The sequence below is a fragment of the Vibrio porteresiae DSM 19223 genome (assembly GCF_024347055.1).
Lineage (GTDB): Bacteria > Pseudomonadota > Gammaproteobacteria > Enterobacterales > Vibrionaceae > Vibrio > Vibrio porteresiae.
In genome coordinates this window covers 3,327,599-3,350,297 of the sequence record NZ_AP024895.1, presented here as the reverse complement: position 1 = coordinate 3,350,297, position 22,699 = coordinate 3,327,599, and the positions used below count along the sequence as shown (strand labels likewise).

Here is a 22,699-nt window from a genome sequence, read left to right as displayed (position 1 = left end):
TTAACTCGAACAATGTAAGAGGAAATAATGGCTACTGTTAGCACGAATGAATTTAAAGGCGGCCTCAAGATTATGCTTGATAATGAGCCTTGTACCATTCTCGAAAACGAGTATGTGAAACCAGGTAAAGGTCAGGCATTTAACCGTGTTAAAATCCGTAAACTGCTGAGTGGTAAAGTCCTTGAAAAGACTTTTAAATCAGGCGATACCGTCGACACTGCTGACGTTATGGATATCGACCTTGATTACCTATACAACGATGGCGAATTCTACCACTTCATGAACAATGAAACATTCGAACAAATTGCCGCTGATGCAGCAGCAGTGGGTGACAATGCAAAATGGTTGGTAGAAAACAACACTTGTATGCTGACTTTGTGGAATGGTAACCCAATTGCGGTCACTCCACAAAACTTCGTTGAGCTAGAAGTTGTCGAAACTGACCCAGGCTTGAAAGGTGATACTCAAGGTACTGGCGGTAAACCAGCAACGCTATCTACTGGCGCAGTTGTACGTGTTCCTCTATTCATCCAAATCGGTGAAGTGATCAAAGTTGACACTCGTAGCGCAGAATACGTGAGCCGTGTGAAATAATTTCACTGTCTCGAAAAGAAAAAGGAGCCGATGGCTCCTTTTTTATTGGCGCTGGAATACCAGCCCATCGAGACAACAAAGGCAGCCGAGGCTGCCTTTATATTTAATGTGAGTACTTGGAATCATTAGATGATGCCGAGAACTTCCCACCATAGAATGCCTGATACCATAAAGATTACTGCCCCACAGATACCAATCACTAGGCCGTAACGCATCCATTCACCATCGGTGTGGTAGCCGTAGCCCATAAGTAGAGGGTTACGTGCGTGACTATAGGTTGCCAAGTTACAACCGATACTACTGATACCAGCGATAGCCAATACCGCTAGCATAGGACTAACGTGTAGAGAAATCAGTGCTCCCATAAATACTGGACCAATCGCGACTACTTTCGCGATAGCAGACGCGAAGAAGTAAGATAGGAACAAGTAGAAAGCCATCATGGCGATAAGGAAAATCATTGGGCTTGCACCACCTAGGTAGGTAGTTAGGAAACCAGAGATCTGATGACCAACCCAATCAGTAAAGCCGAGTTTCTTCAGGTTGTCTGCCATGCCCATCAATACCGCGAACCACACAAGGGTATCCCATGCGCCTTTCTCGCTTTTGATGTCATCCCAGCTTAGTACGCCAAGCAGCAAGATCACGGCAAGACCAATGAATGCTGAGGTCGTTGCGTGCAGGCCTAAAGTAGGACCACCCACCCAAAGCACAACCAAGCCAAGGAAGATGGCGATCAGTTTCCATTCCATGCCGCTGACTTTGCCCATTTTGTGCAGTTCGTCTTTAGCAAATTGAGTGGCTTCTGGTGTCTCTTTTGTCGCTGGATTGATTACTTTGTAAAGGATGAACGGCATGATGAACAGTAATACAAACGCTGGTACAAGCAGGTACATTGCCCAGTTACCAAAGTTCAGTTCAACGCCAGCAACGCTTGACGCGATACCAATCAAAGCCAAGTTACCAGAGAAACCGGTTTGGAAACCCACCGCTGATGCATCGTTCATCGCAGCAGAAGAAGAAATTAGGAATTGGCCTAATTTACGGTCATCGGCTTTGATGGTTTTCGCTAGTGAGTTCGCAATCGGTGAAACAATCGCAGAACGTGCGGTGTTACTTGGTGTTGCAGGGGCAATCAAAAAGTCCGCTACGCCTAGGCAGTAGGCGACACGCAGAGTCGATTGACCAAATTTGCTCAACAGTAGCAATGCGATACGACGGCCAAGACCAGTTTTTGTAAACGCACGCGCAATGGTGAACGCAATAATAACCAGCCAGATGAGCGCGTTATTAAAGTTGCTCATGGCATCTGTGATCGCTGCTTTACCAGTTGCTTCGCCACCTGCACGTAATACGGCAAAGCAGGCCAAGCTAACGATAGCTAGCGCACCTGTTGGCATTACGTTGGCGATGATACCGGCAATCGTTGCGATGAACACAATGGCACTATGGTATGCCGCAGCAGAAAGTCCTGCAGGAGGAGCGAACTGCCAAGCGATAGCTGATACTGCCACTATGGAAAATAGTGGAAGGGGTTTGGCCGCGAGCCATTGCCCTGATTTGTTGTCACTCATTAAGCTTATACCTCAGCTTGAAATAATAAAAACCGAACGCAAGAGGGATGTTTATCAATAAAGGTGCTTAATATAATTGATGTTTTTATGCACCTTGTTTTTTATAGGGTAAAAGAAAGCGCCGATGCGTTTTACCACATCGGCGCTCGACAACTTAAAATAGCATTACGACAAATACAATGCTCAAAATGGTAAACAGTGCAGCAATCGCGTAGCAAATCACTTTACCAAAAGTTCCGGTATGGAATTTAAGGTCGTGCATACCGTGGTGAACACGGTGCATCGCATGCCACATTGGTAGAGCAATACTTGCGATGATGAACAGTGCACCAATGATATTGGTAGCGAAAGCCACCACGCGGTCGTAGCTCAATGCATCTGCGTCAAGGAAACCTAGCGGAGCTAGAATGCCCAGAACAAGAACAGTAATTGGAGTAATCATTGCGAACCAAGTACCGCCTGCACCAAACAGACTCCACCAAATTGGCTCATCAGAACGTCTAGGATTAGAATTGATCATGATGAACTCCTTACACGAAATACAGAACGATAAGAGAAATAACAGCCACAATCAGCCATTGGCTAAGAACAATAATTTTCTTGTCCAATAGTTTGCCACCAACGCGGATTGGCACAACTTGAGGCATCATGTTGAAGTAAGTAAACGCGTGGAACAGGCTACCAGCAAGTGCAACGATGTTGATTGCGATAACCACTGGGTTAGCCATAAATTGTAGCCAACTTGCCCAAGCGTCAGCACCTTTAACTAATGCACCCAAACCAATAGTGATGAATAGGGTAAATAGAATCAAAGGTAGTACAGTTGCTTCACGCACCATGTAGAAGCGGTAGAAAGGAGAGCTTTGCCACCAAGTGCGTTTCATTTCACGAACATACGGTTTACGGTTACTCATCCTTAGGCCTCCTGAGGTTTCAGCATAGCGATAACGAAGTCTTTAGTAGACTCCACTTTGCCTTGGTTAACAGCTGCTGCTGGGTCAACGTGTTTAGGACATACTTCAGAACAGTAACCAACGAAAGTACAGCCCCATGCGCCGTTTTCACCGTTGATCAGTTTCATACGTTCTGCTTTACCGTGGTCACGTGTATCTAGGTTGTAACGGTGAGCTAGCGTTAGTGCAGCTGGACCGATGAACTCAGGGTTCAAACCGAATTGAGGACATGCTGCGTAGCAAAGACCACAGTTGATACAACCAGCGAACTGTTTGTAGCGAGCCATCTCTTCAGGAGTTTGAAGGTTAGGGCCATCAGACACTTTGCGATCGTTACCAATGATGTAAGGTTTGATTGCTTCTAGACGTTCGATGAACGGAGTCATATCAACAATCAAGTCTTTCTCAATTGGGAAGTTTGCTAAAGGTTCGATAGTAAGACCATTTGGATAGTCACGTAGGAACGCTTTACAAGCTAGCTTAGGCACATTGTCAACCATCATGCCGCAAGAGCCACAGATCGCCATACGGCAAGACCAACGGAAAGAAAGGTCTTTGTCTAGGTGATCTTTGATGTAGCCAAGAGCATCAAGCACAGAAGTGGTGTCATCACATGGCACATCAAATGTTTGATGATGTGGTTCTGTATCAGTCGCTGGGTCGTAGCGAAGGATTTTTACTTTTTGAATGCGTTGAGCTGCCATTATTTTTGCTCCTCTTGTGCTGCTTTTTCTGCCGCTGCTGCTTGTTCTGCAGCGTCACCGTACAGACGAGCTTTAGGTTGAGACTTAGTAATCGTTACTGGGCTGTAATCGATGCTAGGTGCAGAGCCTTCTTGGAAGAATGCTAGTGAGTGTCTTAGGTAGTTCACGTCATCACGTTCAGTACAACCTTCGTCTAGACGTTGGTGTGCACCACGTGACTCTTTACGTAGAATTGCAGAGTGAACCATCGCTTGAGCAACATCTAGGCCGTAACCCACTTCGATTGCGTAAAGCAAGTCAGTGTTGAATACTTTGCCTTTGTCTTTAATGCTGATGCGTTTGTAACGTTCTTTCAGCTCAGCAAGTTTATCGATGGTTTCTTGCATCAAGTGTTCTTCGCGGTAGATACCACAACCTGCTTCCATTGAGTGACCCATTTCGGTACGGATATCCGCCCAGTTTTCATCACCTTCTTGGCTTAGCAATGTATTGATGCGATCTTCTACAGCTTTCACTTGAGCCTTGATTGACTCTTCGTTCCAACCAGAGAATTCTTCAGCGTGTTTCACTGCGTTTTCACCAGCTACGCGACCGAATACTACGAATTCAGCTAGAGAGTTAGAACCTAGACGGTTTGCACCGTGCAGACCAGAAGAAGCACATTCACCCACAGCGTATAGACCTTTAATGCGAGTCTCACAGTTGATGTCTGCTTCGATACCACCCATGGTGTAGTGAACAGTTGGACGAATTGGAATCGGCTCTTTAGCTGGATCCACGTTCACGTATGCTTTCGCAAGTTCACAGATGAATGGTAGACGTTCTTGTAGGTACTCTTCACCTAGGTGGCGAAGGTCAAGCATTACTACGTCACCTAGTGGGTGCTTGATAGTGTTGCCTTTTTGTTGTTCATGCCAGAACGCTTGTGAAACTTTGTCACGAGGACCGAGTTCCATGTATTTGTTCTTAGGGTGACCCACTGGAGTTTCTGGTCCTAGACCGTAGTCTTGTAGGTAACGGTAGCCGTTTTTGTTAACGATAATACCGCCTTCACCACGACAACCTTCAGTCATCAAAATACCAGTACCTGGTAGACCAGTTGGGTGGTATTGTACGAATTCCATGTCGCGTAGAGGAACGCCGTGACGATAAGCCAGTGCCATACCGTCGCCAGTAACGATACCGCCGTTGGTGTTACAGTGGTAAACACGACCTGCACCACCTGTTGCTAGAACAACAGATTTCGCTTTGATAACAACCAATTCGCCTTCAGACATGTGAATACATACTAGACCTTGGATTTGGCCATCGTTTTCGATCAGGTCGACTACGAAGTATTCGTCGAAGCGTTTGATTTGTGGGTATTTCATTGAAGTTTGGAACAGGGTATGAAGCATATGGAAGCCGGTTTTATCCGCAGCGAACCAAGTACGTTCAACTTTCATACCACCGAAACGGCGAACGTTCACTTCACCGTTTTCTTTACGGCTCCATGGACAACCCCATTGTTCCATTTGGATCATTTCGTTAGTTGAGTGAGAAACGAAATAATCAACCACATCCTGATCACATAACCAGTCGCCACCGCCAACGGTGTCGTTAAAGTGGTTATCAAGGCTATCTTCTTCCTTGATCACTGCAGCAGAGCCACCTTCGGCAGCTACAGTGTGTGAACGCATAGGATAAACTTTTGAAATCAGAGCTACTTCTAGATCTGGGTTTGCTTCTGCTGCTGCAATTGCCGTGCGAAGACCAGCGCCGCCGGCGCCGATGACTGCGATATCTGTGGTGATCGTTTGCACAGTTATCCTCCAGTGTGATTATTGTAATTTGTGGGCCCAGCTTCTCGTTGCCAGTGCCATTTTAAGTTGTACTCTCAGCGAAAGATGTCGAGAAATTCAGGGCTGAGGCACATCCACTAACGCAAAATTTATGTGGTACGCCTAGTGTAAAAAAGATCATAAAATGAAAAATTGATTCTGTAGGGTATTTAATGCAGTTGATGAATTAGGTGCATTAAATTTACGTTCTACATGATTTAGATCACATATAAAATCGATAAAATGCGAGTTCGAGATATTATTTATGCTGATATTTAGGCTAATGGCGGTGAAAAATGCATCAAATCAATAAAGCAGACTGGAAACCGACGGCTTCCATTGAGCAATTGCGCCAAAGAGCGCAACTTTTACAGTCGATTCGACTGTTCTTCTACGCGAGGGATGTGCTAGAAGTCGATACCCCAGCGATGAGCCACGCAACCGTGACCGATGTCCATCTGCAGACATTCCAAACTCAGTTTGTGGGTCCAGGCTATGCGCAGGGAAGCTCTTTGCATTTGATGACCAGTCCCGAATTTCACATGAAAAGATTACTGGCTGCTGGCAGTGGTTCAATTTTTCAAATCAACAAAGCTTTTCGTAATGAGGAGAATGGTCGCTACCATAACCCTGAATTTACGATGTTAGAGTGGTATCGCATCGACTTTGATCACCATGCGTTGATGGATGAAATGGATGACTTATTGCAGCTCGTCCTAAAATGTGGTCCCGCGCAGCGTTTGACTTATCAAGAAGCTTTCTTGCAAGTGTTGGGTGTGTGTCCGCTTGAAGGCAGCATGGAAGAGCTAAAACAGGCTGCAGCTCAACTGGGGTTAAGTGATATCGCTGATCCAGAAGAGGACCGTGATACTTTGTTGCAATTGCTCTTTAGCATTGGTGTTGAAGCGAAAATTGGCCAACAAGTGCCAGCGTTCGTTTACGACTTCCCAGCTTCACAAGCCGCATTAGCTAAGATCAATGCGCAAGATTCGCGTGTGGCTGACCGCTTTGAGGTGTACTTCAAAGGGATTGAATTGGCGAATGGCTTCCATGAGCTGGATAATCCGGCAGAGCAGTTAGCGCGTTTTGAACATGATAACGAGAAACGTCTGGAGATGGGGCTTGCGCCACAACCGATTGATTACCATTTGATTGGTGCACTCGAGGCGGGTCTTCCTCATTGTGCTGGAGTCGCTTTGGGGATTGATCGCTTAATCATGTTGGCATTAGGTGAGGATCATATCGATAAGGTCACCGCCTTCCCATTTCCTCGCGCATAAGTTGAAATCTCAGTTTGAGATCAGAAACATGCTAATAGACAAGGTTTATGTGTGGTAAGCGCTCGCGTCGAGCAGGTAACCTCGTTATACTCCTTGTCTGTTTTTGAACCCCACTGCAAGAGCACAGGATATGCAAAACGAGTACATTCAGTTTTTCCAACAACATATGATCCTTTCCATCGTTTGGATCGGTCTTGTGGTTGCGTTGATCATTAATTTCTTCAAATCCTATAAATCTGTTGCGAAGACTATTTCTGCTGCAGAAGTGACTCATCTTGTTAACCGCGAAAACGGCATCGTTGTTGATGTGCGTAGCCAAGACGAGTTCAAACGTGGACACATTACTGAATCACGCAACGTATTACCTTCTGATATCAAAGCAGGTAATTTTGCTGGCCTTGAAAGTCACAAAGCTGCCCCAATTATTGTGGTATGTAAAACAGGGCAAACAGCCCAAGAATCTGCTGAATTGTTAGCTAAAGCTGGCTTTGAGAAAGTATTTGTACTGAAAAGCGGCTTAATTTCTTGGAATGAAGCAAATCTGCCACTTGTTCGTGGTAAAAAGTAATCGTTAGTAGAGTTTTGAGCGTAACTGTTGAAAAAGAAAGCAGTTAGTGATCAGAGTTGTGATATTTCCCACGTATTCGTATTGATACCTAGTGATTTAATCGACTCTTCGATAGTCTCAGGACCAAAGACTTTGAAACCAATTCATCAGTATTAAGGACAAAACCATGGCTGAAGAAGCACAACAAAACTTCACTATTCAACGTATTTACCTAAAAGACGTTTCTTTTGAAGCTCCTAACTCTCCAGTAATCTTCCAAAAAGAGTGGAATCCAGATGTTAAACTGGATCTAGATACTCAAAGCCGTGAGCTAGGTGAAGCAACGTTTGAAGTTGTGTTGCGTTTAACTGTAACAGTGAAAAATGCAGACGAAACTGCATTCCTGTGTGAAGTTCAACAAGCAGGTATCTTCACTGCAGAAAATATGGAAGCAGGTCAATTGGCTCATTGCCTAGGCGCATTCTGCCCTAACATCCTTTTCCCATATGCACGTGAAACAATTTCTAGCCTAGTTGTTAAAGGTACTTTCCCTCAACTGAACCTAGCGCCAGTTAACTTTGACGCATTGTTCATGAACTACCTTCAACAACAAGCGCAGCAACAAGGTCAAGTAGAAGCTGACGCGTAATCGTCACTGCCTTGATTAAGCAATTCCTTTTAGATGCACAAAGCTGTCGAATAAACCCGATGCGATGTGCATTTTTTTGTTTAGAATAACATCACAGACTCTCTTATCTATCAGGCAATAACATGAAAGATGCACAAGTAAATAATCCCTACGGTAAGCCGATCGCGATGACGGTCATCGGGGCGGGTTCTTACGGGACTGCGCTGGCAATTTCTTTAGCGAGAAATGGCGCCAATGTCGTGCTTTGGGGCCATCAAGTAGACCATATGGCGCGTCTAGAAGCGGATCGAGCTAATCATGAGTTCCTTCCCAACATTGTTTTCCCTGACAGCTTAATTATTGAGTCTGACTTAGCTAAAGCGGTACAAGCGAGCCAAGATCTCCTATTGGTCATTCCAAGTCATGTGTTTGGCCTAGTGCTAAAGGATATTCAGCCGCATTTGCGTCCTGATACTCGTATCTGCTGGGCGACAAAAGGTTTAGAACCGAATACTGGACGTCTGCTGCAAGAAGTGGTGTTCGACGTGTTGGGTAAAGACCACTCTTTAGCGGTTTTATCTGGTCCTACATTTGCTAAAGAGCTCGCGATGGGAATGCCTACCGCTATTTCTGTTGCTTCTCCTGACGCTCAATTTGTGAAAGATCTACAAGAGAAAATTCACTGCAGTAAAACATTTCGTGTGTATGCCAATGATGATTTTATTGGTATTCAACTTGGCGGTGCGGTAAAAAATGTGATTGCGATCGGTGCCGGAATGTCCGATGGTATAGGCTTCGGAGCGAATGCACGTACCGCACTGATTACCCGCGGTTTAGCCGAGATGTCTCGCTTGGGCGCAGCCCTTGGTGCCAAAGCCGAAACCTTTATGGGAATGGCCGGTTTAGGGGACTTAGTACTTACTTGTACCGATAACCAATCACGTAACCGTCGTTTTGGTTTGGCGCTAGGCCAGGGTAAAGATGTAGAGACCGCTCAGCAAGAGATAGGTCAAGTGGTCGAAGGGTACCGCAATACTAAAGAAGTTTGGCTTTTAGCACAGCATATGGGCGTAGAGATGCCTATCGTTGACCAAATTTATCAGGTATTGTACCAAGGCAAAGACGCTCACATGGCCGCGCAAGACCTTCTCGCGCGCGACAAGAAAGCGGAAAGATAGTTGAGCTTAAGCATCCACCTATCTCAATAAGGATCATAATAAGGGCGGTATCGCCCATATAGCCGAAGACAGAGTGAATCAGAATGAAGCAGTGTGCACAAACAAAAGTCTGGCAGACCATAGTAAAGGAAGCCCGAGAGCAAGCAGAACAAGAGCCTATGTTGGCGAGTTTTTATCATGCCACTATTATTAAGCATGACAGTTTGCGATCGGCACTGAGCTATATTCTGGCAAACCGACTAGCTACCGCATCCATGCCAGCAATGGCAGTACGTGAAGTGATTGAAGAAGCGTTTGCTTCTGATGGTTTGATTGCTGAATCGGCGGCTTGTGATATTTGTGCAACGGTCAGTCGTGACCCTGCGGTTTCTATGTATTCCATCCCTCTTTTATACCTTAAAGGTTACCACGCGCTACAAGGCTATCGTGTAGGTAACTGGCTATGGAAACAAGGACGAGTAGCTTTGGCGACCTATTTCCAAAACCAAATTTCTGTTGCTTGCCAAGTCGATATTCACCCTGCTGCGCGCATTGGTCGTGGCATCATGCTCGACCACGCCACCGGTATTGTAATTGGTGAAACCGCGGTTGTTGAAGATGATGTGTCTATCCTCCAGGATGTGACTCTCGGTGGTACGGGTAAAGAAAGTGGCGATCGCCATCCTAAGATCCGTGAAGGCGTGATGATTGGCGCTGGTGCAAAAATCTTGGGTAACATCGAAGTGGGTGAAGGGGCGAAAATTGGCTCATGCTCAGTGGTGTTGCAAAACGTACCTCCTCACACGACAGTGGCTGGTGTTCCAGCCAAAATTGTTGGCCGACCAAAATCAGCGAAACCTTCTTTGGATATGGACCAACAGTTTAATGGTCGCTCACAAACGTTTATGTTTGGTGATGGCATCTAGTGTTACTGCCGATGGCCAAGCTCATCGGTGTACATACTATGTAAATCAGATAACAAAAAAGGATGATGGTTTCCCATCATCCTTTTTTAATAATCATAATTTGGCAATTATGCCATTGCGTCTAGCTCAGTAAGCACTTCTTGTGCCCATTCAATCCAAGCTTTACGAACCAGTAGATTACGACGCAGAGTCAAACGCTCTAGACGTTGTGTTGTGTCAAGGTCTGCTGGATTAGAGTAATACGCAGCTTCAATTTCTTGATAGTGATGAACCAGTTTTTTAGATTCTTCAATCAATCCAGAAAGTTGTAAGCGGAAAGGTGCTGAAGGTTGTACTGCACAAGCCATCAATTTCGCGCTGAATTCATCACGAACGGTTGGGTGTGCTGTTGGTTGATCAAACCATTCACCAAGTGCACTACGGCCTGCATCAGTGATGGAGTAGACTTTACGATCAGGTTTACCTTCTTGTGGTTCAAGCACACAAGTAACTAGGCCTTGTAGACCCATTTTGTTGAGCTCGCGGTAAACTTGTTGGTGACTTGCTTTCCAAAAATAACCAATGCTTGCCGAGAATTCTTTAGTGATGTCGTATCCCGTAGCATCGCGTGTACTAAGAACAGTAAGGATTACGTGTGGTAATGACATGTGTTTAATCCAAGTGTTAATCAACTTTAAATGTTCAGCTCAAACTCCAGTTGTGCTTCTAATTGGCACGATTATTCAAGTTTAAGCAGCCTCGAGCACGATACAATCTGTGCTATTTTTGCCACCTTTAAAGCCGTTAATCACCTAGAACTGCGACTTATAATTATTAAAGGTCTATCGCAAAGGAAACGTAGTATATCTAAATAATACGCATAAAGTGGAACAGCAATAAGAATAGTCAGAAAAAACTGATATTATCCTCAATAATAAACTTTACACAAAATAAAAGGCCGCACAAACGCGACCTTTTGGGGCTTTTACAGAATAATATACTGAACGTTAGCCTGTATTTCGCATACCTGCCGCTATACCTGCTATCGTAACCATCAAAGCTTCTTCCAGTTCTGGGGAAGGTGTCTCACTTTTACGGGTGCGATATAAGAGTTCAGCTTGCAGCATATTCAACGGTTCTACATAGATATTACGTAGGCGGAATGACTCAAGACCCCATGGGTCACTTTGCATCAAGTTGTCATTGTTTTCAACATGAAGAACAGCTTGAATGTCTTTCTCTAACTGTTTACGTAACATCTCACCCAGTGGGCGAAGCTCTGCATCGACCAAACGGTCATCGTAATGTTTGGATACTTCAGCATTACACTTGGTATAAACCATTTCTAGCATACCTAAGCGAGTTGAGAAAAACGGCCATTCACGACACATTTCTTCCAATAAAGCTTGGTGTCCTTTATCAATAGAATATTGAATTGCTTCACCAGCACCGAGCCATGCAGGAAGAACGAGACGGTTTTGACTCCAAGAGAAGATCCAAGGAATCGCACGTAAACTTTCTACGCCACCTTTTGGATTACGTTTTGATGGACGAGAACCCAAAGGCAGTTTACCTAGCTCTAACTCAGGTGTCGCTTGGCGGAAGTAAGGAACAAATTCAGGTTGGCCACGCACCACTTTACGGTAAGCTTCGCATGACACTTCTGAAAGCACTTCCATTAAGTCGCGCCACTCTTGTTTTGGCTCTGGAGGTGGCAGTAAGTTCGCTTCAAGAATCGCACTGGCGTACATGTTAAAGCTGTTTACGGCAACTTCAGGTAAACCGAGTTTGAAGCGAATCATTTCCCCTTGTTCAGTAACGCGTAGACCACCTTTTAATGTTTTTGGTGGCTGAGAGAGTAAAGCCGCATGTGCTGGCGCACCGCCACGACCGATAGTGCCGCCGCGACCATGGAACAAAGTCAGATTAACGCTTACGTTTTCACAAACGCGAACCAGAGATTCCATCGCGTGATACTGTGCCCAACCAGCAGCCATACCACCCGCATCTTTCGCTGAATCGGAATAACCAATCATGATCATCTGATGGTTGTTGATGAAACCACGATATAAATCGATACCTAACAACTGAGTCATTACTCGCTCAGCGTTGTTTAAGTCATCGAGAGTTTCAAACAAAGGACAAACATCGATGCGATATGGGCAGCCCACTTCTTGCAGTAGCAGGTGAACCGCTAATACGTCAGAAGCGGTTCGTGCCATAGAAATGACATAAGCACCGAAAGCTTCACGTGGTTGAGCGGCGATGATACGGCAAGTATCAATCACTTCTTGTACTTCAGGAGATGGTTTCCAATCTAATGGTAAGAGAGGGCGTTTTGAAGCCAATTCATTGGTTAAGAACGAAATTTTATCTTGTTCTGTCCATTGGTCGTAATCACCGATACCAAGATAACGAGTTAGTTCAGACAGAACGTCAGAGTGACGAGTGCTTTCTTGACGAATATCCAATTGAACTAAATAGACACCAAAGGCTTTTACGCGGCGCAATGTATCAAGTAGTAGACCATCAGCAATGACACCCATGCCACATTCGTGTAGTGATTTGTAGATGGCTTCAAGTGGATCCCAAAGTTGGTTGCTGTTACGAAGAGGGGCTTTGACAGCTAAGATTTTGCCGCTCATTTTCGCATCAAGAACATCTTTGGTTTCTTGAAGTAATACACGCAAACCTTTTAAGATTTCACGGTAAGGTTCGTGAGCTTCTGGGCCAGCGAGTTCACGTACTTTATCGTTACATTTCACCATCGACAATTCGCTGATGAGCTCATTGATGTTCGCGAGATAAAGGTCGGCTGCTTTCCAACGCGACAGACGCAGTACTTCACGAGTAATGGTATGGGTCACAAATGGGTTGCCGTCACGGTCTCCCCCCATCCAAGAGGAGAAGTGCACTGGGCGAGCATCGATAGGTAGTGGTTCACCATAATGCTCTACAACACGTTCGCTGAGATCACGAAGGAAATCTGGCACCGCTTTCCATAGCGAGTTTTCCACAACAGCAAAGCCCCATTTTGCCTCATCCAATGGCGTAGGGCGCTGTTTACGAATGGCATCAGAGTGCCAAGATTGTGCGATCAACTGTTCCAGACGTAGCTCGGTGCGTTTTCGTTCTTTTGCAGAAAGCTCGCTCAATTCCAATTCAGAAAGGCATTCGTTGATTTTCACCAATTTGTTGATCATGGTGCGACGAGCGATTTCAGTTGGGTGGGCGGTGAGCACGAGTTCGATATTCAATTCTCTGATCGCCTGAGCACTATCAAGTTTACTGATGTGGTTCTCATTGAGTTTGGTGAAAAGAGTATGAAGAGGGTCTGGTTCACACACATACTCGTCGCAGTGGCGAGAGATGGAGTGATACTGATCGGCAATGTTGGTGAGATTTAGAAATTGGTTAAACGCTTGGGCTACCGGAGTCATTTGATTGTCTGGTAGAGCTTCAATGACCTCTATCAAACGTTGTCTGTCTTCTTGGTTGCCCGCTCGAGCTGATTTAGAGAGTTTCCTTATCGTCTCCACTTTCTTCAAAATGACGTCACCATCTGAGTCTTGGATAGTTTTACCCAATAGTCGTCCCAGCATGCTAACGTTGCTTTTGAGAGCAGCGTATTTCTCGTTCATTGTCGTCGTCCTGCTTTGAAATAAAATTACATCCAATGTTTTTTTGTTAGCTACACAATCTAACTACAGTTTGTATAGTGTCGTCAAATAAAGGTTCACAGCTTGCGTTGTATCAAAAATCGTACAGATTAATGAACATTGTGTTGCTTAATCTCGTCAGCGGTGAAATTTTCTTTCATAAATCAAACTAATCGTAAAAAGATCGTGCTATAGACGCACGATCTTCGTACTCAATGAATCAAAAACAGTACTTGTACATTGCTTTTGACAGAATAGAGATAGTTGGGTCGATGAATTCAAAGGCAAGAAATTCATCTGGTTGGTGCGCTTGCTCAATTGACCCTGGCCCCATTACGAGCGTTGGACAAATTTCTTGAAGATAAGGCGCTTCAGTACAGTAGTTGACGGTTTCTGGTTCTTTACCGCAAAGATGACCAACCTCTTGAACGAAGTGATGGTTGTGGTCACATTCGTAACCCGGGATGGAATCATGCAAAGGTTTGACTTCGATACGTCCAGGCCATTTTGCTTCCACTTCTTTCAATGCGTCTTTTAAGAGGTTATTGAGGCCATCAAGGCTCATGCCTGGCAAAGGACGTACATCGTAGTGCAGCTCGCAGCAGCCACAAATGCGGTTGGCGCTATCGCCACCATGGATATGACCCAAGTTCAATGTTGGGCTAGGAATTTCAAAACCTGGGTGATGGTAGGTTTTGGCTAAGGTATCACGTAGTTTCATGATGGCGTAAAGCACTTCATGCATGATCTCGATAGCGTTAATACCAAAAGCGGGATTGGAAGAGTGACCCGATTTACCGGTGACTCGCACCACATTCGCCATATGACCTTTGTGTGCATAAACCGGCACCAAGCTGGTGGGTTCACCGATGATGCAGTAATCGGGTTTGAATGGGGCATTGCTAGAGAAGTGGCGCGCACCGAGCATGGTGGTCTCTTCATCACAGGTGGCCAGAATGTACACTGGTTTCTTCTGTTTATCCCAATCGTCGATTTTTTTCACAGCTTCCATCACAAAGGCAAAGAAGCCTTTCATGTCTGCGGTACCTAAACCGTAAAAACGGTTATTGGCTTGAGTCAGTTTGTGAGGATTGAAATTCCAGCGACCTTCATCGTAAGGAACGGTGTCGGTATGTCCAGAAAAGAGCAAGCCGCCTTCACCTTCACCTTTTTGTGCCATCAAGTTGACCTTGCCTGGCTCCACTTCTTCTAGCTCTACCTTAAAGCCAAATGAGGTTAGCCATGTCGCCATTTTGGCACACACTTGCGCGTTGCCCTCGTCCATACTTGGATCGGAAGCACTAATTGAAGAGGTCGAAATAAGACCTTCATAAACCTCTAGGAAACTAGGTAATTGCATAGAAACTTTGCTCCTACTATTGACAGAAATACGCTGAAAAGGTAAAACACATATTAAATCACTTTTAATGAATAAAAAACCGAATTAAGCTTTATTTCAATAATTAATACGCAGTTTTAAATATCGGTTTTTATCGGCTAATTTGGGTAATTGAGATGCTAAAAACCACGATCATCGGTGCAAGCGGTTACACAGGGGCAGAGCTCGCTCTCATGGTGCAAAAACACCCAGAGCTCACGCTATCAGGTTTATATGTTTCAGCCAACAGTGTTGATGCTGGAAAATCTATTTCTCAGCTTCACGGTAAACTGGCTAGTCTGATGGATTTCCCGGTTCAACCACTTGAAGATGTGGCTGCAGTGGCGCAGTCATGTGATGTGGTTTTTCTGGCAACGGCTCATCAAGTAAGTCATGACTTGGCTCCTGTGTTTTTAGAGCATGGTTGTCAGGTATTTGATTTGTCTGGTGCGTTTCGTGTCAACAGCGCTGAGTTTTACCCAACCTACTACGGTTTTGAGCACGAACATGTGAACTGGCTTGAAAAAGCGGTTTACGGTTTAGCAGAGTGGAACAGTGATGCGATTAAAGCGAGTCCACTTATCGCAGTTGCGGGTTGTTACCCAACGGCATCTCAATTAGCAGTGAAACCATTACTAGTGAATCAACTGCTTGATACTCACCAATGGCCAGTAATCAATGCCGTAAGTGGTGTATCTGGTGCAGGTCGTAAAGCGACTATGACCAACAGTTTTTGTGAAGTGAGCTTGCAGCCTTACGGGGTGTTTACTCATCGTCACCAACCAGAGATTGCTAACCATTTGGGTTGTGATGTGATTTTTACTCCACACCTTGGCAATTTCAAACGTGGCATTCTTGCAACAGTAACAATGAAACTGGCAAGTGGTGTGACTGCTGAGCAAGTATCACAAGCATTTGAACAAGCTTATGCCAATAAACCTGCGGTTCGTTTATACCATGGTTCATTGCCAAGCATTCAAAATGTCGAATTTACGCCGTTCTGCGATATCGGTTGGAAAGTGCAGGGCGAGCACGTCATCGTAGTTTCTGCGATTGATAACTTATTAAAAGGCGCATCGGCTCAAGCGATGCAATGTCTCAACATCCATTACGGTTTTGATGAGCTAACCGCATTAGTCTAATCAATAGATAGGTTTAAGGGTTCAACATGTCGGATACAACACAAAGTCCATTAGTGATTAAGTTAGGTGGTGCAGCTCTGGATAGTACAGAGACGCTCAGCAAGTTGTTTAGCGCTATTGCCAATTATCAAAACCAAGCGCATCGACGCATTGTCATCGTTCATGGTGGCGGCTACTTGGTGGATGAGTTGATGAGTAAACTCAACCTGCCAACAGTGAAGAAAAACGGCCTACGTGTGACTCCTTATGATCAAATCGGTGTCATTGCCGGTGCTCTAGCTGGTACTGCAAACAAGATGCTGCAAGGTCAGGCTTTGAAAAACGGTTTAAACGCTGTTGGTCTATGTCTAGCGGATGGCGGTTTGTGCCACGTTGAAGAGTTGGACCCAGAATTAGGCGCAGTAGGTAAAGCTTCGGCTGGTGATGCTAGCGTGATCAACGCATTGCTCAATGCCAATACTCTACCAATCATCAGCTCAATTGGTTTAACCAATGATGGCCAAATGATGAACGTCAACGCTGACCAAGCAGCGGTTGCCGTTGCTGAAGCATTAGATGCAGAGCTTGCTCTTCTATCTGATGTTAGCGGTGTTTTGGATGGTAAAGGCCATTTGATTCATCACTTAGATGGACAAAAAGCCGATGAGTTGATTGAAGCAAAAGTGATTACCGACGGCATGATCGTTAAAGTAAAAGCAGCGCTTGATGCGGCTCAAGAGCTCGGTCGTCCTGTGGAAGTGGCGAGCTGGCGTTACCCTGAGAAGCTAACCAAATTATTTGCCGGTGAAAGCATCGGTACCCAGTTTTTACCTCAATAATAACGAACAGATTGATACATTACCTGAGCACTGACCGCCAAGCGCAGAGCCAGGAACGTGGAGAATAGAATAATGAGCAAATTAGATGTGAAAAAAGTAGTTGTGGCTTATTCTGGCGGTCTTGATACCTCAGTAATCATTCCATGGCTAAAAGAAAACTACGGTTGTGAAGTGGTTGCGTTTGTTGCTGATGTCGGCCAAGACGCTCACGAATTGGTTGGTATCGAAGAGAAAGCAATCGCTTCTGGTGCATCAGAATGTTACGTCGTTGACCTAAAAGATGAATTGGTTAAAGACTACATCTACCCAACTCTAAAAACAGGCGCATACTACGAAGGTAAATACCTTCTAGGTACTTCAATGGCTCGCCCTGTTATCGCTAAAGCTCAAGTTGAAATCGCACGTAAAGTGGGTGCTGACGCACTAGCTCACGGTTGTACTGGTAAAGGTAACGACCAAGTGCGTTTTGAAGGCGCGTTTGCTGCGCTTGCACCAGATCTAAAAGTGATCGCTCCTTGGCGTGAATGGGATCTTGTTAGCCGTGAACAATGTCTAGATTATCTAGCTGCACGCAACATTCCATGTGCTGCATCACTAACTAAAATTTACTCTCGTGACGCAAACGCATGGCACATCTCTACTGAAGGCGGCGTGCTAGAAAGTACTTGGAATGCACCAAACGATGACTGCTGGGTATGGACTACTGATCCAGAAAAAGCACCAAACGAACCTGAATATGTGACTCTACAAGTTGAAAAAGGCGAAGTGGTTGGTGTTGATGGTAAAAAACTGTCTCCTTACCAAGCGCTTGTTGTTCTTAACGAAAAAGGTGCGAAACACGGCGTTGGTCGTATCGACATCGTTGAAAACCGTCTTGTTGGTATGAAGTCTCGTGGTTGTTACGAAACCCCTGGAGGCACCATCATGATGGAAGCGCTACGTTCAGTTGAACAGCTTGTTCTCGACAAAGCGTCTTTTGAATTCCGTCAAGAATTGGGTATCAAAGCATCTCACCTTGTGTACGATGGTCGTTGGTTCACTCCACTATGCAAATCTGTTATGGCAGCAGCACAATCTCTAGCCGATGATGTGAACGGTGAAGTGGTTATCAAACTGTACAAAGGTCAAGCAACGGCAACGCAAAAACGTTCACCAAACAGCTTGTACTCTGAAGAATTTGCAACCTTCGGCGCAGACGAAGTTTACGACCAAAGCCATGCAGGCGGCTTCATCCGTCTATACTCGCTAGCAAGTCGTATCCGTTCTTTGAATGCTGCTAAAAAGTAATTCAAAACACGAATAGATAACAATGAGGGAGCGTCTATTGGGCGCTCCCCATTTATCAAATTAGATACCCAAGTGACTTTTCTTAAGGTTACTTCGGTATAACAAACACTGGCAATAATGAAGCAATTCTAGTCACCTCCTTAGTGATTAGGCACTAAAGTAGCAGGAGAAACGCAATGGCATTATGGGGCGGAAGATTTACCCAAGCAGCAGATACAAGATTTAAACAGTTTAATGATTCATTGCGCTTCGATTACCGATTGGCTGAGCAAGATATTGTCGGTTCTGTTGCTTGGTCTAAAGCACTTGTTTCAGTTAATGTTTTGACTGAAGAAGAACAGCAGCGTCTAGAGTTAGCTCTAAACGAATTGAAAATGGAAGTGATGGAAGATCCTGAGCAGATCTTAGCATCAGATGCAGAAGACATTCACTCTTGGGTTGAGCAGCAACTGATCAACAAAGTGGGTGATCTGGGTAAAAAATTACATACTGGCCGTTCACGTAACGACCAAGTCGCAACTGACCTTAAATTGTGGTGTCGTCAACAAGGTCGTCAACTACTGATGACCGTCGATCGCCTGCAAAATAAATTGGTGAAAGTGGCGAGCGAACATCACGATACAGTATTGCCGGGTTACACCCACTTACAACGTGCTCAGCCTGTGACATTTGCTCACTGGTGTTTGGCGTACGTAGAAATGTTTGGTCGTGACTATTCACGTCTTGAAGATGCGATCAGACGTTTAGACACTTGTCCATTGGGTTCAGGTGCGCTAGCGGGTACTGCTTATCCAATCGATCGTGAAAAGCTGGCTTATAACTTGGGTTTCCGTCGTGCGACGCGTAACTCTCTTGATTCAGTCTCTGACCGTGACCACGTGATGGAGCTGATGTCGGTTGCTTCTATCTCGATGATTCACTTGTCTCGTCTTGCTGAAGATATGATTTTCTACAACTCAGGCGAATCAGGTTTTATTGAACTGTCTGATACGGTGACTTCAGGTTCATCTCTGATGCCACAGAAGAAAAACCCAGATGCACTTGAGCTGATTCGTGGTAAGACTGGCCGTGTGTATGGTGCTCTTGCTGGCATGATGATGACGGTGAAAGCATTACCGCTTGCGTACAACAAAGATATGCAAGAAGACAAAGAAGGTCTATTTGACGCTCTGGATTCTTGGAATGATTGTATGGAAATGGCGTCACTGTGTTTTGATGGCATTAAGGTGAACGACAAACGTACGCTAGAAGCTGCAAAACAAGGCTACGCAAACGCAACTGAACTTGCTGATTACCTAGTAGCGAAAGGTATTCCTTTCCGTGAAGCTCACCATATTGTAGGTGTGGCGGTAGTTGGAGCGATTGCGAAAGGTGCTGCACTTGAAGAGCTTTCTCTTGAAGAGTTAAAAGAGTTTTCACCGGTTATCGATAACGATGTGTATGCCATCCTAACCATTGAATCTTGCCTTGAAAAACGCAGTGCAAAAGGTGGTGTAGCGCCTCATCAAGTCGCTCACGCCGTTGAAGAAGCACAAAAGCGTTTAGCAAAGCGCGATAGTGCCTCTGTACAAGTTCGTCCTGCTCGTTTGACCGATGTTGAAGCGCTGGAAGGCATGGTAACCTACTGGGCAAACATGGGGGAGAATCTTCCTCGCTCACGTAATGAAATCGTGCGTGATATTGGTTCTTTTGCGGTCGCTGAACACAATGGCGAAATCACCGGTTGTGCATCGCTCTACGTGTATGACTCAGGATTGGCTGAAATTCGTTCTTTAGGTGTTGAAGCTGGCTGGCAAAACCAAGGTCAAGGTACCGCGATTGTTCATTATTTAGTGAATAAAGCGCGTAAGATGGCGATTAAGAAAGTGTTTGTGTTAACTCGCACGCCTGAATTCTTCATGAAACAGGACTTTATCCCGACATCAAAAACCTTGCTACCAGAGAAAGTGCTGAAAGATTGCGAACAGTGTCCACGTCAACATGCTTGCGATGAAGTGGCATTAGAAGTGAACCTAGTTGAAAACTTGATTGTAAAATCGAGCGTGGCGTAATATTGGTCAAGTTGAATACAAACGTAACGTAATGATTTTGCATTGATAGACAAGAAAAATAAAAAAAGATCATTTTTCTTGGAACCTATAAAGAAAAGCAGTGTCTATTAAAGTACCACTGCTTTTTCTTAGAAGAATCTAAGAGGGCCTCAGGATAACTGCTAGTTCTGAGGCTTTTTTTATGCCTGAAATTCAGTGAGATAACCGCACAAAGATCCGTTTTGAGTTGCTGGGATCAATGTTTGGATCGTTTCTGACGATCGCGCCACGGCAGGATCACAAACTTCATCCACAGGTGTAGAAACAGCAAGGCGTTAAAAGCGAAGCCAGCAAACAGCAGTGCAATCGACCCGACACTACGAGGGTCATCACGAAAACCAAAATACCAAATCACCCAACACACCACCGATAGCGTAGTCAGCTGATCCATACAGCGTTGGCAGCGGCCAATTTTCTTCCAAAACCAGTTCTCTTCACATGAGTTGCATGCCATAGGTGTTCTCATTTCAATGCTATTGAGTCGTCATTATATCGTCGATAAGCGAGAAGAGAAGTGAACTGACGCTAGGGTCGGCATGAGAATGAATGAGCGATCCAAGCAATAAAAAGGCCCGACTTGGGGAAGTCGGGCAGTGCAGGGCAATGAATGTCTTTTGTTGTTATTAGAATAGGAGGGTTATTCGCTTAACAACCCGGACCACAATCTAGGCAGTGTTTAATAATATCTGGACCTAGATGCAGTTTTGCGTTGACGTCACGTAGGGCAGTACGCACGCCTTCTTCAATCACCGGATGATAGAACGGCATATCCAACATCTGGGAAATCGTCATCTGATTTTGGTGAGCCCAAGCCAACAGGTGCGCTAAGTGCTCTGCGTTAGGTCCCATCATTTCAGCACCTAAGAAACGGCCAGTGCCTTGTTCTGCATAGACGTGCAATAAGCCCTTATTACGTAGCATTACGCGAGAACGACCTTGGTTTTCAAACGATACTTCGCCAGTGGCGAAGCAGCCGCAGTTACCTAAACGTGCTGAAAGCTGTTTAAACGTTTCGCCAACCATTGCAATCTGCGGATCAGAGAACACCGCAGAAATTGGTGAGCGGCGCAGGCCTGCACGAAGTTCAGGGAAGCGTCCTGCGTTGTCACCCGCGATACGCGCTTGGTCTGCCGCTTCGTGTAGTAGCGGAATCTGGTTACTTGCATCTCCGGCAATAAAAATATGGCTAACGGAGGTTTGCAATGTGAAGTGATCCGCGGTGGGTACACCACGCGCATCGACTTCTAAGCTGGTTGATTCAAGATTTAAGTTATCTACATTAGGACGACGGCCAGTGGCTGCCAGTACATAATCGACAACGAATTTTTCCAATTCACCGCTATGGTTGATGAATTGAATTTCAACTTTGTCTGTACCTTCGATGCGTTTCATGCTTTCTACTTTGACATCTGGGTCTAAGTAAAACTCATCTTGAAAGGCTTTGGTGGCGTAAGACATGATGGCCGGATCGGTAAGCGGACCCACTTGACCACCTAAGCCAAACACTTTCACTTTTACGCCAAGGCGATGTAGTGACTGACCCAGTTCTAGACCGATCACGCCTGGACCAAATACGGCAACAGCTTCTGGTAGGTCATCCCAGTTAAATACGTCGTCGTTTACGACTAAGCGATCACCTAATTCATTCCAAACACCCGGATAAGCAGGGCGTGAACCGGTCGCAATGACGATGCGATCTGCAGTGATTTCCGTATGATCATCCACAATTAGGGTATGATCATCTTTGAATTTTGCGTAGCCTGAGATTTTGTCTTCCGCAGGGATTTCATCCACACCTTCAAGCACGAAACCAACGAAACGGTCGCGTTCACGTTTCACTCGGTCCATGACTTCACGACCGTTAATCACGATCTCACCTTGAGGGTGAACACCAAAACCAGGAGCTTTTTGAATGTGATGTACGCTTTCTGCGGCAGCAATCAGTAGCTTAGATGGCATACAACCAACACGAGCACAAGTGGTGCCATATGGGCCGCCTTCAATCATAACAACGCTAGAAGTGTGCGCCTTCGCTGCACGGTAAGCACCTAAACCAGCGGTACCGCCACCAATGACTGCGACATCAACACGAATTTTTTGCATAAAGGGTCCTTAGCGATGACAAGGTCATCACTGAATCATCAAGTGAATTACGAGATTTGG

20 protein-coding genes are annotated in these 22,699 nt (G+C 45.2%); 10 read left to right on the top strand and 10 right to left on the bottom strand.

Translation table 11 applies throughout. From position 1 onward, the window contains the following. Nucleotides 1-27 precede the first annotated feature (27 nt). Complete coding sequence (gene efp / locus OCV11_RS15320; protein WP_261893901.1) at nucleotides 28-594, top strand: elongation factor P; 567 nt, start codon at nucleotides 28-30, stop codon at nucleotides 592-594. A 125-nt stretch (nucleotides 595-719) separates the two neighbouring features. Here efp and OCV11_RS15315 read toward each other — a convergent pair whose 3' ends face one another. The 5 genes from OCV11_RS15315 to frdA form a co-directional block, all read right to left on the bottom strand. Continuing rightward, nucleotides 720-2,168 (bottom strand): anion permease, encoded by a 1,449-nt coding sequence (locus tag OCV11_RS15315; protein WP_261893900.1) that lies wholly within the window; start codon nucleotides 2,166-2,168, stop codon nucleotides 720-722. Nucleotides 2,169-2,322: 154 nt separating this feature from the next. After that, the gene (gene frdD / locus OCV11_RS15310; RefSeq protein ID WP_261893898.1) at nucleotides 2,323-2,688 is read right to left on the bottom strand and encodes a fumarate reductase subunit FrdD; all 366 of its coding nucleotides are present in this window, start codon (nucleotides 2,686-2,688) and stop codon (nucleotides 2,323-2,325) included. A 10-nt stretch (nucleotides 2,689-2,698) separates the two neighbouring features. Continuing rightward, nucleotides 2,699-3,082 carry a fumarate reductase subunit FrdC gene (frdC, locus tag OCV11_RS15305; RefSeq protein WP_261893896.1) on the bottom strand — a complete coding sequence of 128 codons (384 nt, stop codon included), beginning with the start codon at nucleotides 3,080-3,082 and terminating at the stop codon, nucleotides 2,699-2,701. A gap of 2 nt (nucleotides 3,083-3,084) precedes the next feature. Continuing rightward, a complete protein-coding gene (locus tag OCV11_RS15300) occupies nucleotides 3,085-3,825 on the bottom strand; it encodes a succinate dehydrogenase/fumarate reductase iron-sulfur subunit (protein WP_261893895.1) in 741 nt (246 codons plus the stop codon). Next, on the bottom strand, nucleotides 3,825-5,627 hold the full coding sequence (gene frdA, locus OCV11_RS15295) for a fumarate reductase (quinol) flavoprotein subunit (protein WP_261893894.1): 1,803 nt from the start codon (nucleotides 5,625-5,627) through the stop codon (nucleotides 3,825-3,827). Before frdA ends, OCV11_RS15300 begins: the two co-directional genes overlap by 1 nt. A gap of 314 nt (nucleotides 5,628-5,941) precedes the next feature. Here frdA and epmA point away from each other — a divergent pair, with 314 nt between their 5' ends. The 5 genes from epmA to cysE all read left to right on the top strand — a co-directional run bounded on the left by epmA (nucleotide 5,942) and on the right by cysE (nucleotide 10,183). Beyond that, nucleotides 5,942-6,925, top strand: coding sequence for an elongation factor P--(R)-beta-lysine ligase (epmA, locus tag OCV11_RS15290; RefSeq protein WP_261893893.1), 984 nt, complete (start codon nucleotides 5,942-5,944; stop codon nucleotides 6,923-6,925). A 130-nt stretch (nucleotides 6,926-7,055) separates the two neighbouring features. Beyond that, nucleotides 7,056-7,493 (top strand): rhodanese-like domain-containing protein, encoded by a 438-nt coding sequence (locus tag OCV11_RS15285; protein ID WP_261893892.1) that lies wholly within the window; start codon nucleotides 7,056-7,058, stop codon nucleotides 7,491-7,493. A gap of 166 nt (nucleotides 7,494-7,659) precedes the next feature. Beyond that, nucleotides 7,660-8,121: a protein-export chaperone SecB gene (gene secB / locus OCV11_RS15280; RefSeq protein WP_261893890.1), complete on the top strand. Its 462-nt coding sequence runs from the start codon at nucleotides 7,660-7,662 to the stop codon at nucleotides 8,119-8,121. Nucleotides 8,122-8,243: 122 nt separating this feature from the next. Further along, on the top strand, nucleotides 8,244-9,278 hold the full coding sequence (gpsA, locus tag OCV11_RS15275; RefSeq protein WP_261893888.1) for an NAD(P)H-dependent glycerol-3-phosphate dehydrogenase: 1,035 nt from the start codon (nucleotides 8,244-8,246) through the stop codon (nucleotides 9,276-9,278). An 83-nt stretch (nucleotides 9,279-9,361) separates the two neighbouring features. Then, nucleotides 9,362-10,183, top strand: a complete 822-nt coding sequence (gene cysE, locus OCV11_RS15270; protein WP_261893887.1) for a serine O-acetyltransferase — start codon at nucleotides 9,362-9,364, stop codon at nucleotides 10,181-10,183. A gap of 107 nt (nucleotides 10,184-10,290) precedes the next feature. Here the strand turns inward: cysE and OCV11_RS15265 are convergent, their stop codons facing one another. From OCV11_RS15265 to argE, 3 genes are all read right to left on the bottom strand, one after another. Beyond that, a complete protein-coding gene (locus OCV11_RS15265) occupies nucleotides 10,291-10,830 on the bottom strand; it encodes a PadR family transcriptional regulator (protein ID WP_261893886.1) in 540 nt (179 codons plus the stop codon). Between the two features lie 339 nt (nucleotides 10,831-11,169). Continuing rightward, on the bottom strand, nucleotides 11,170-13,803 hold the full coding sequence (gene ppc / locus OCV11_RS15260) for a phosphoenolpyruvate carboxylase (RefSeq protein WP_261893885.1): 2,634 nt from the start codon (nucleotides 13,801-13,803) through the stop codon (nucleotides 11,170-11,172). Nucleotides 13,804-14,041: 238 nt separating this feature from the next. Further along, nucleotides 14,042-15,181 (bottom strand): acetylornithine deacetylase, encoded by a 1,140-nt coding sequence (gene argE / locus OCV11_RS15255; protein WP_261893883.1) that lies wholly within the window; start codon nucleotides 15,179-15,181, stop codon nucleotides 14,042-14,044. 155 nt (nucleotides 15,182-15,336) lie between these two features. Here argE and argC point away from each other — a divergent pair, with 155 nt between their 5' ends. The 4 genes from argC to argH all read left to right on the top strand — a co-directional run bounded on the left by argC (nucleotide 15,337) and on the right by argH (nucleotide 20,497). Next, nucleotides 15,337-16,341 carry an N-acetyl-gamma-glutamyl-phosphate reductase gene (gene argC, locus OCV11_RS15250; RefSeq protein ID WP_261893881.1) on the top strand — a complete coding sequence of 335 codons (1,005 nt, stop codon included), beginning with the start codon at nucleotides 15,337-15,339 and terminating at the stop codon, nucleotides 16,339-16,341. A 26-nt stretch (nucleotides 16,342-16,367) separates the two neighbouring features. After that, nucleotides 16,368-17,159, top strand: coding sequence for an acetylglutamate kinase (gene argB, locus OCV11_RS15245; protein WP_261893879.1), 792 nt, complete (start codon nucleotides 16,368-16,370; stop codon nucleotides 17,157-17,159). A 72-nt stretch (nucleotides 17,160-17,231) separates the two neighbouring features. Next, on the top strand, nucleotides 17,232-18,446 hold the full coding sequence (locus OCV11_RS15240; RefSeq protein WP_261893877.1) for an argininosuccinate synthase: 1,215 nt from the start codon (nucleotides 17,232-17,234) through the stop codon (nucleotides 18,444-18,446). 176 nt (nucleotides 18,447-18,622) lie between these two features. Then, a complete protein-coding gene (argH, locus tag OCV11_RS15235) occupies nucleotides 18,623-20,497 on the top strand; it encodes an argininosuccinate lyase (RefSeq protein ID WP_261893875.1) in 1,875 nt (624 codons plus the stop codon). 235 nt (nucleotides 20,498-20,732) lie between these two features. Here argH and OCV11_RS15230 read toward each other — a convergent pair whose 3' ends face one another. Beyond that, nucleotides 20,733-20,990, bottom strand: a complete 258-nt coding sequence (locus OCV11_RS15230; RefSeq protein WP_261893874.1) for a DUF3624 domain-containing protein — start codon at nucleotides 20,988-20,990, stop codon at nucleotides 20,733-20,735. A 191-nt stretch (nucleotides 20,991-21,181) separates the two neighbouring features. Next, entirely contained in the window at nucleotides 21,182-22,639 is a 1,458-nt protein-coding gene (locus OCV11_RS15225) for a dihydrolipoyl dehydrogenase (protein WP_261893873.1), read from the bottom strand. Between the last annotated feature and the right edge of the window lie 60 nt (nucleotides 22,640-22,699).

What these genes read in the sequence shown, in the direction of transcription:
- efp (WP_261893901.1), top strand. Translation starts at nt 28, where the DNA reads ATGGCTACTGTTAGCACGAATGAATTTAAAGGCGGCCTCAAGATTATG.
- OCV11_RS15315 (WP_261893900.1), bottom strand. Translation starts at nt 2,168, where the DNA reads ATGAGTGACAACAAATCAGGGCAATGGCTCGCGGCCAAACCCCTTCCA.
- frdD (WP_261893898.1), bottom strand. Translation starts at nt 2,688, where the DNA reads ATGATCAATTCTAATCCTAGACGTTCTGATGAGCCAATTTGGTGGAGT.
- frdC (WP_261893896.1), bottom strand. Translation starts at nt 3,082, where the DNA reads ATGAGTAACCGTAAACCGTATGTTCGTGAAATGAAACGCACTTGGTGG.
- OCV11_RS15300 (WP_261893895.1), bottom strand. Translation starts at nt 3,825, where the DNA reads ATGGCAGCTCAACGCATTCAAAAAGTAAAAATCCTTCGCTACGACCCA.
- epmA (WP_261893893.1), top strand. Translation starts at nt 5,942, where the DNA reads ATGCATCAAATCAATAAAGCAGACTGGAAACCGACGGCTTCCATTGAG.
- OCV11_RS15285 (WP_261893892.1), top strand. Translation starts at nt 7,056, where the DNA reads ATGCAAAACGAGTACATTCAGTTTTTCCAACAACATATGATCCTTTCC.
- secB (WP_261893890.1), top strand. Translation starts at nt 7,660, where the DNA reads ATGGCTGAAGAAGCACAACAAAACTTCACTATTCAACGTATTTACCTA.
- gpsA (WP_261893888.1), top strand. Translation starts at nt 8,244, where the DNA reads ATGAAAGATGCACAAGTAAATAATCCCTACGGTAAGCCGATCGCGATG.
- cysE (WP_261893887.1), top strand. Translation starts at nt 9,362, where the DNA reads ATGAAGCAGTGTGCACAAACAAAAGTCTGGCAGACCATAGTAAAGGAA.
- OCV11_RS15265 (WP_261893886.1), bottom strand. Translation starts at nt 10,830, where the DNA reads ATGTCATTACCACACGTAATCCTTACTGTTCTTAGTACACGCGATGCT.
- ppc (WP_261893885.1), bottom strand. Translation starts at nt 13,803, where the DNA reads ATGAACGAGAAATACGCTGCTCTCAAAAGCAACGTTAGCATGCTGGGA.
- argE (WP_261893883.1), bottom strand. Translation starts at nt 15,181, where the DNA reads ATGCAATTACCTAGTTTCCTAGAGGTTTATGAAGGTCTTATTTCGACC.
- argC (WP_261893881.1), top strand. Translation starts at nt 15,337, where the DNA reads ATGCTAAAAACCACGATCATCGGTGCAAGCGGTTACACAGGGGCAGAG.
- argB (WP_261893879.1), top strand. Translation starts at nt 16,368, where the DNA reads ATGTCGGATACAACACAAAGTCCATTAGTGATTAAGTTAGGTGGTGCA.
- OCV11_RS15240 (WP_261893877.1), top strand. Translation starts at nt 17,232, where the DNA reads ATGAGCAAATTAGATGTGAAAAAAGTAGTTGTGGCTTATTCTGGCGGT.
- argH (WP_261893875.1), top strand. Translation starts at nt 18,623, where the DNA reads ATGGCATTATGGGGCGGAAGATTTACCCAAGCAGCAGATACAAGATTT.
- OCV11_RS15230 (WP_261893874.1), bottom strand. Translation starts at nt 20,990, where the DNA reads ATGGCATGCAACTCATGTGAAGAGAACTGGTTTTGGAAGAAAATTGGC.
- OCV11_RS15225 (WP_261893873.1), bottom strand. Translation starts at nt 22,639, where the DNA reads ATGCAAAAAATTCGTGTTGATGTCGCAGTCATTGGTGGCGGTACCGCT.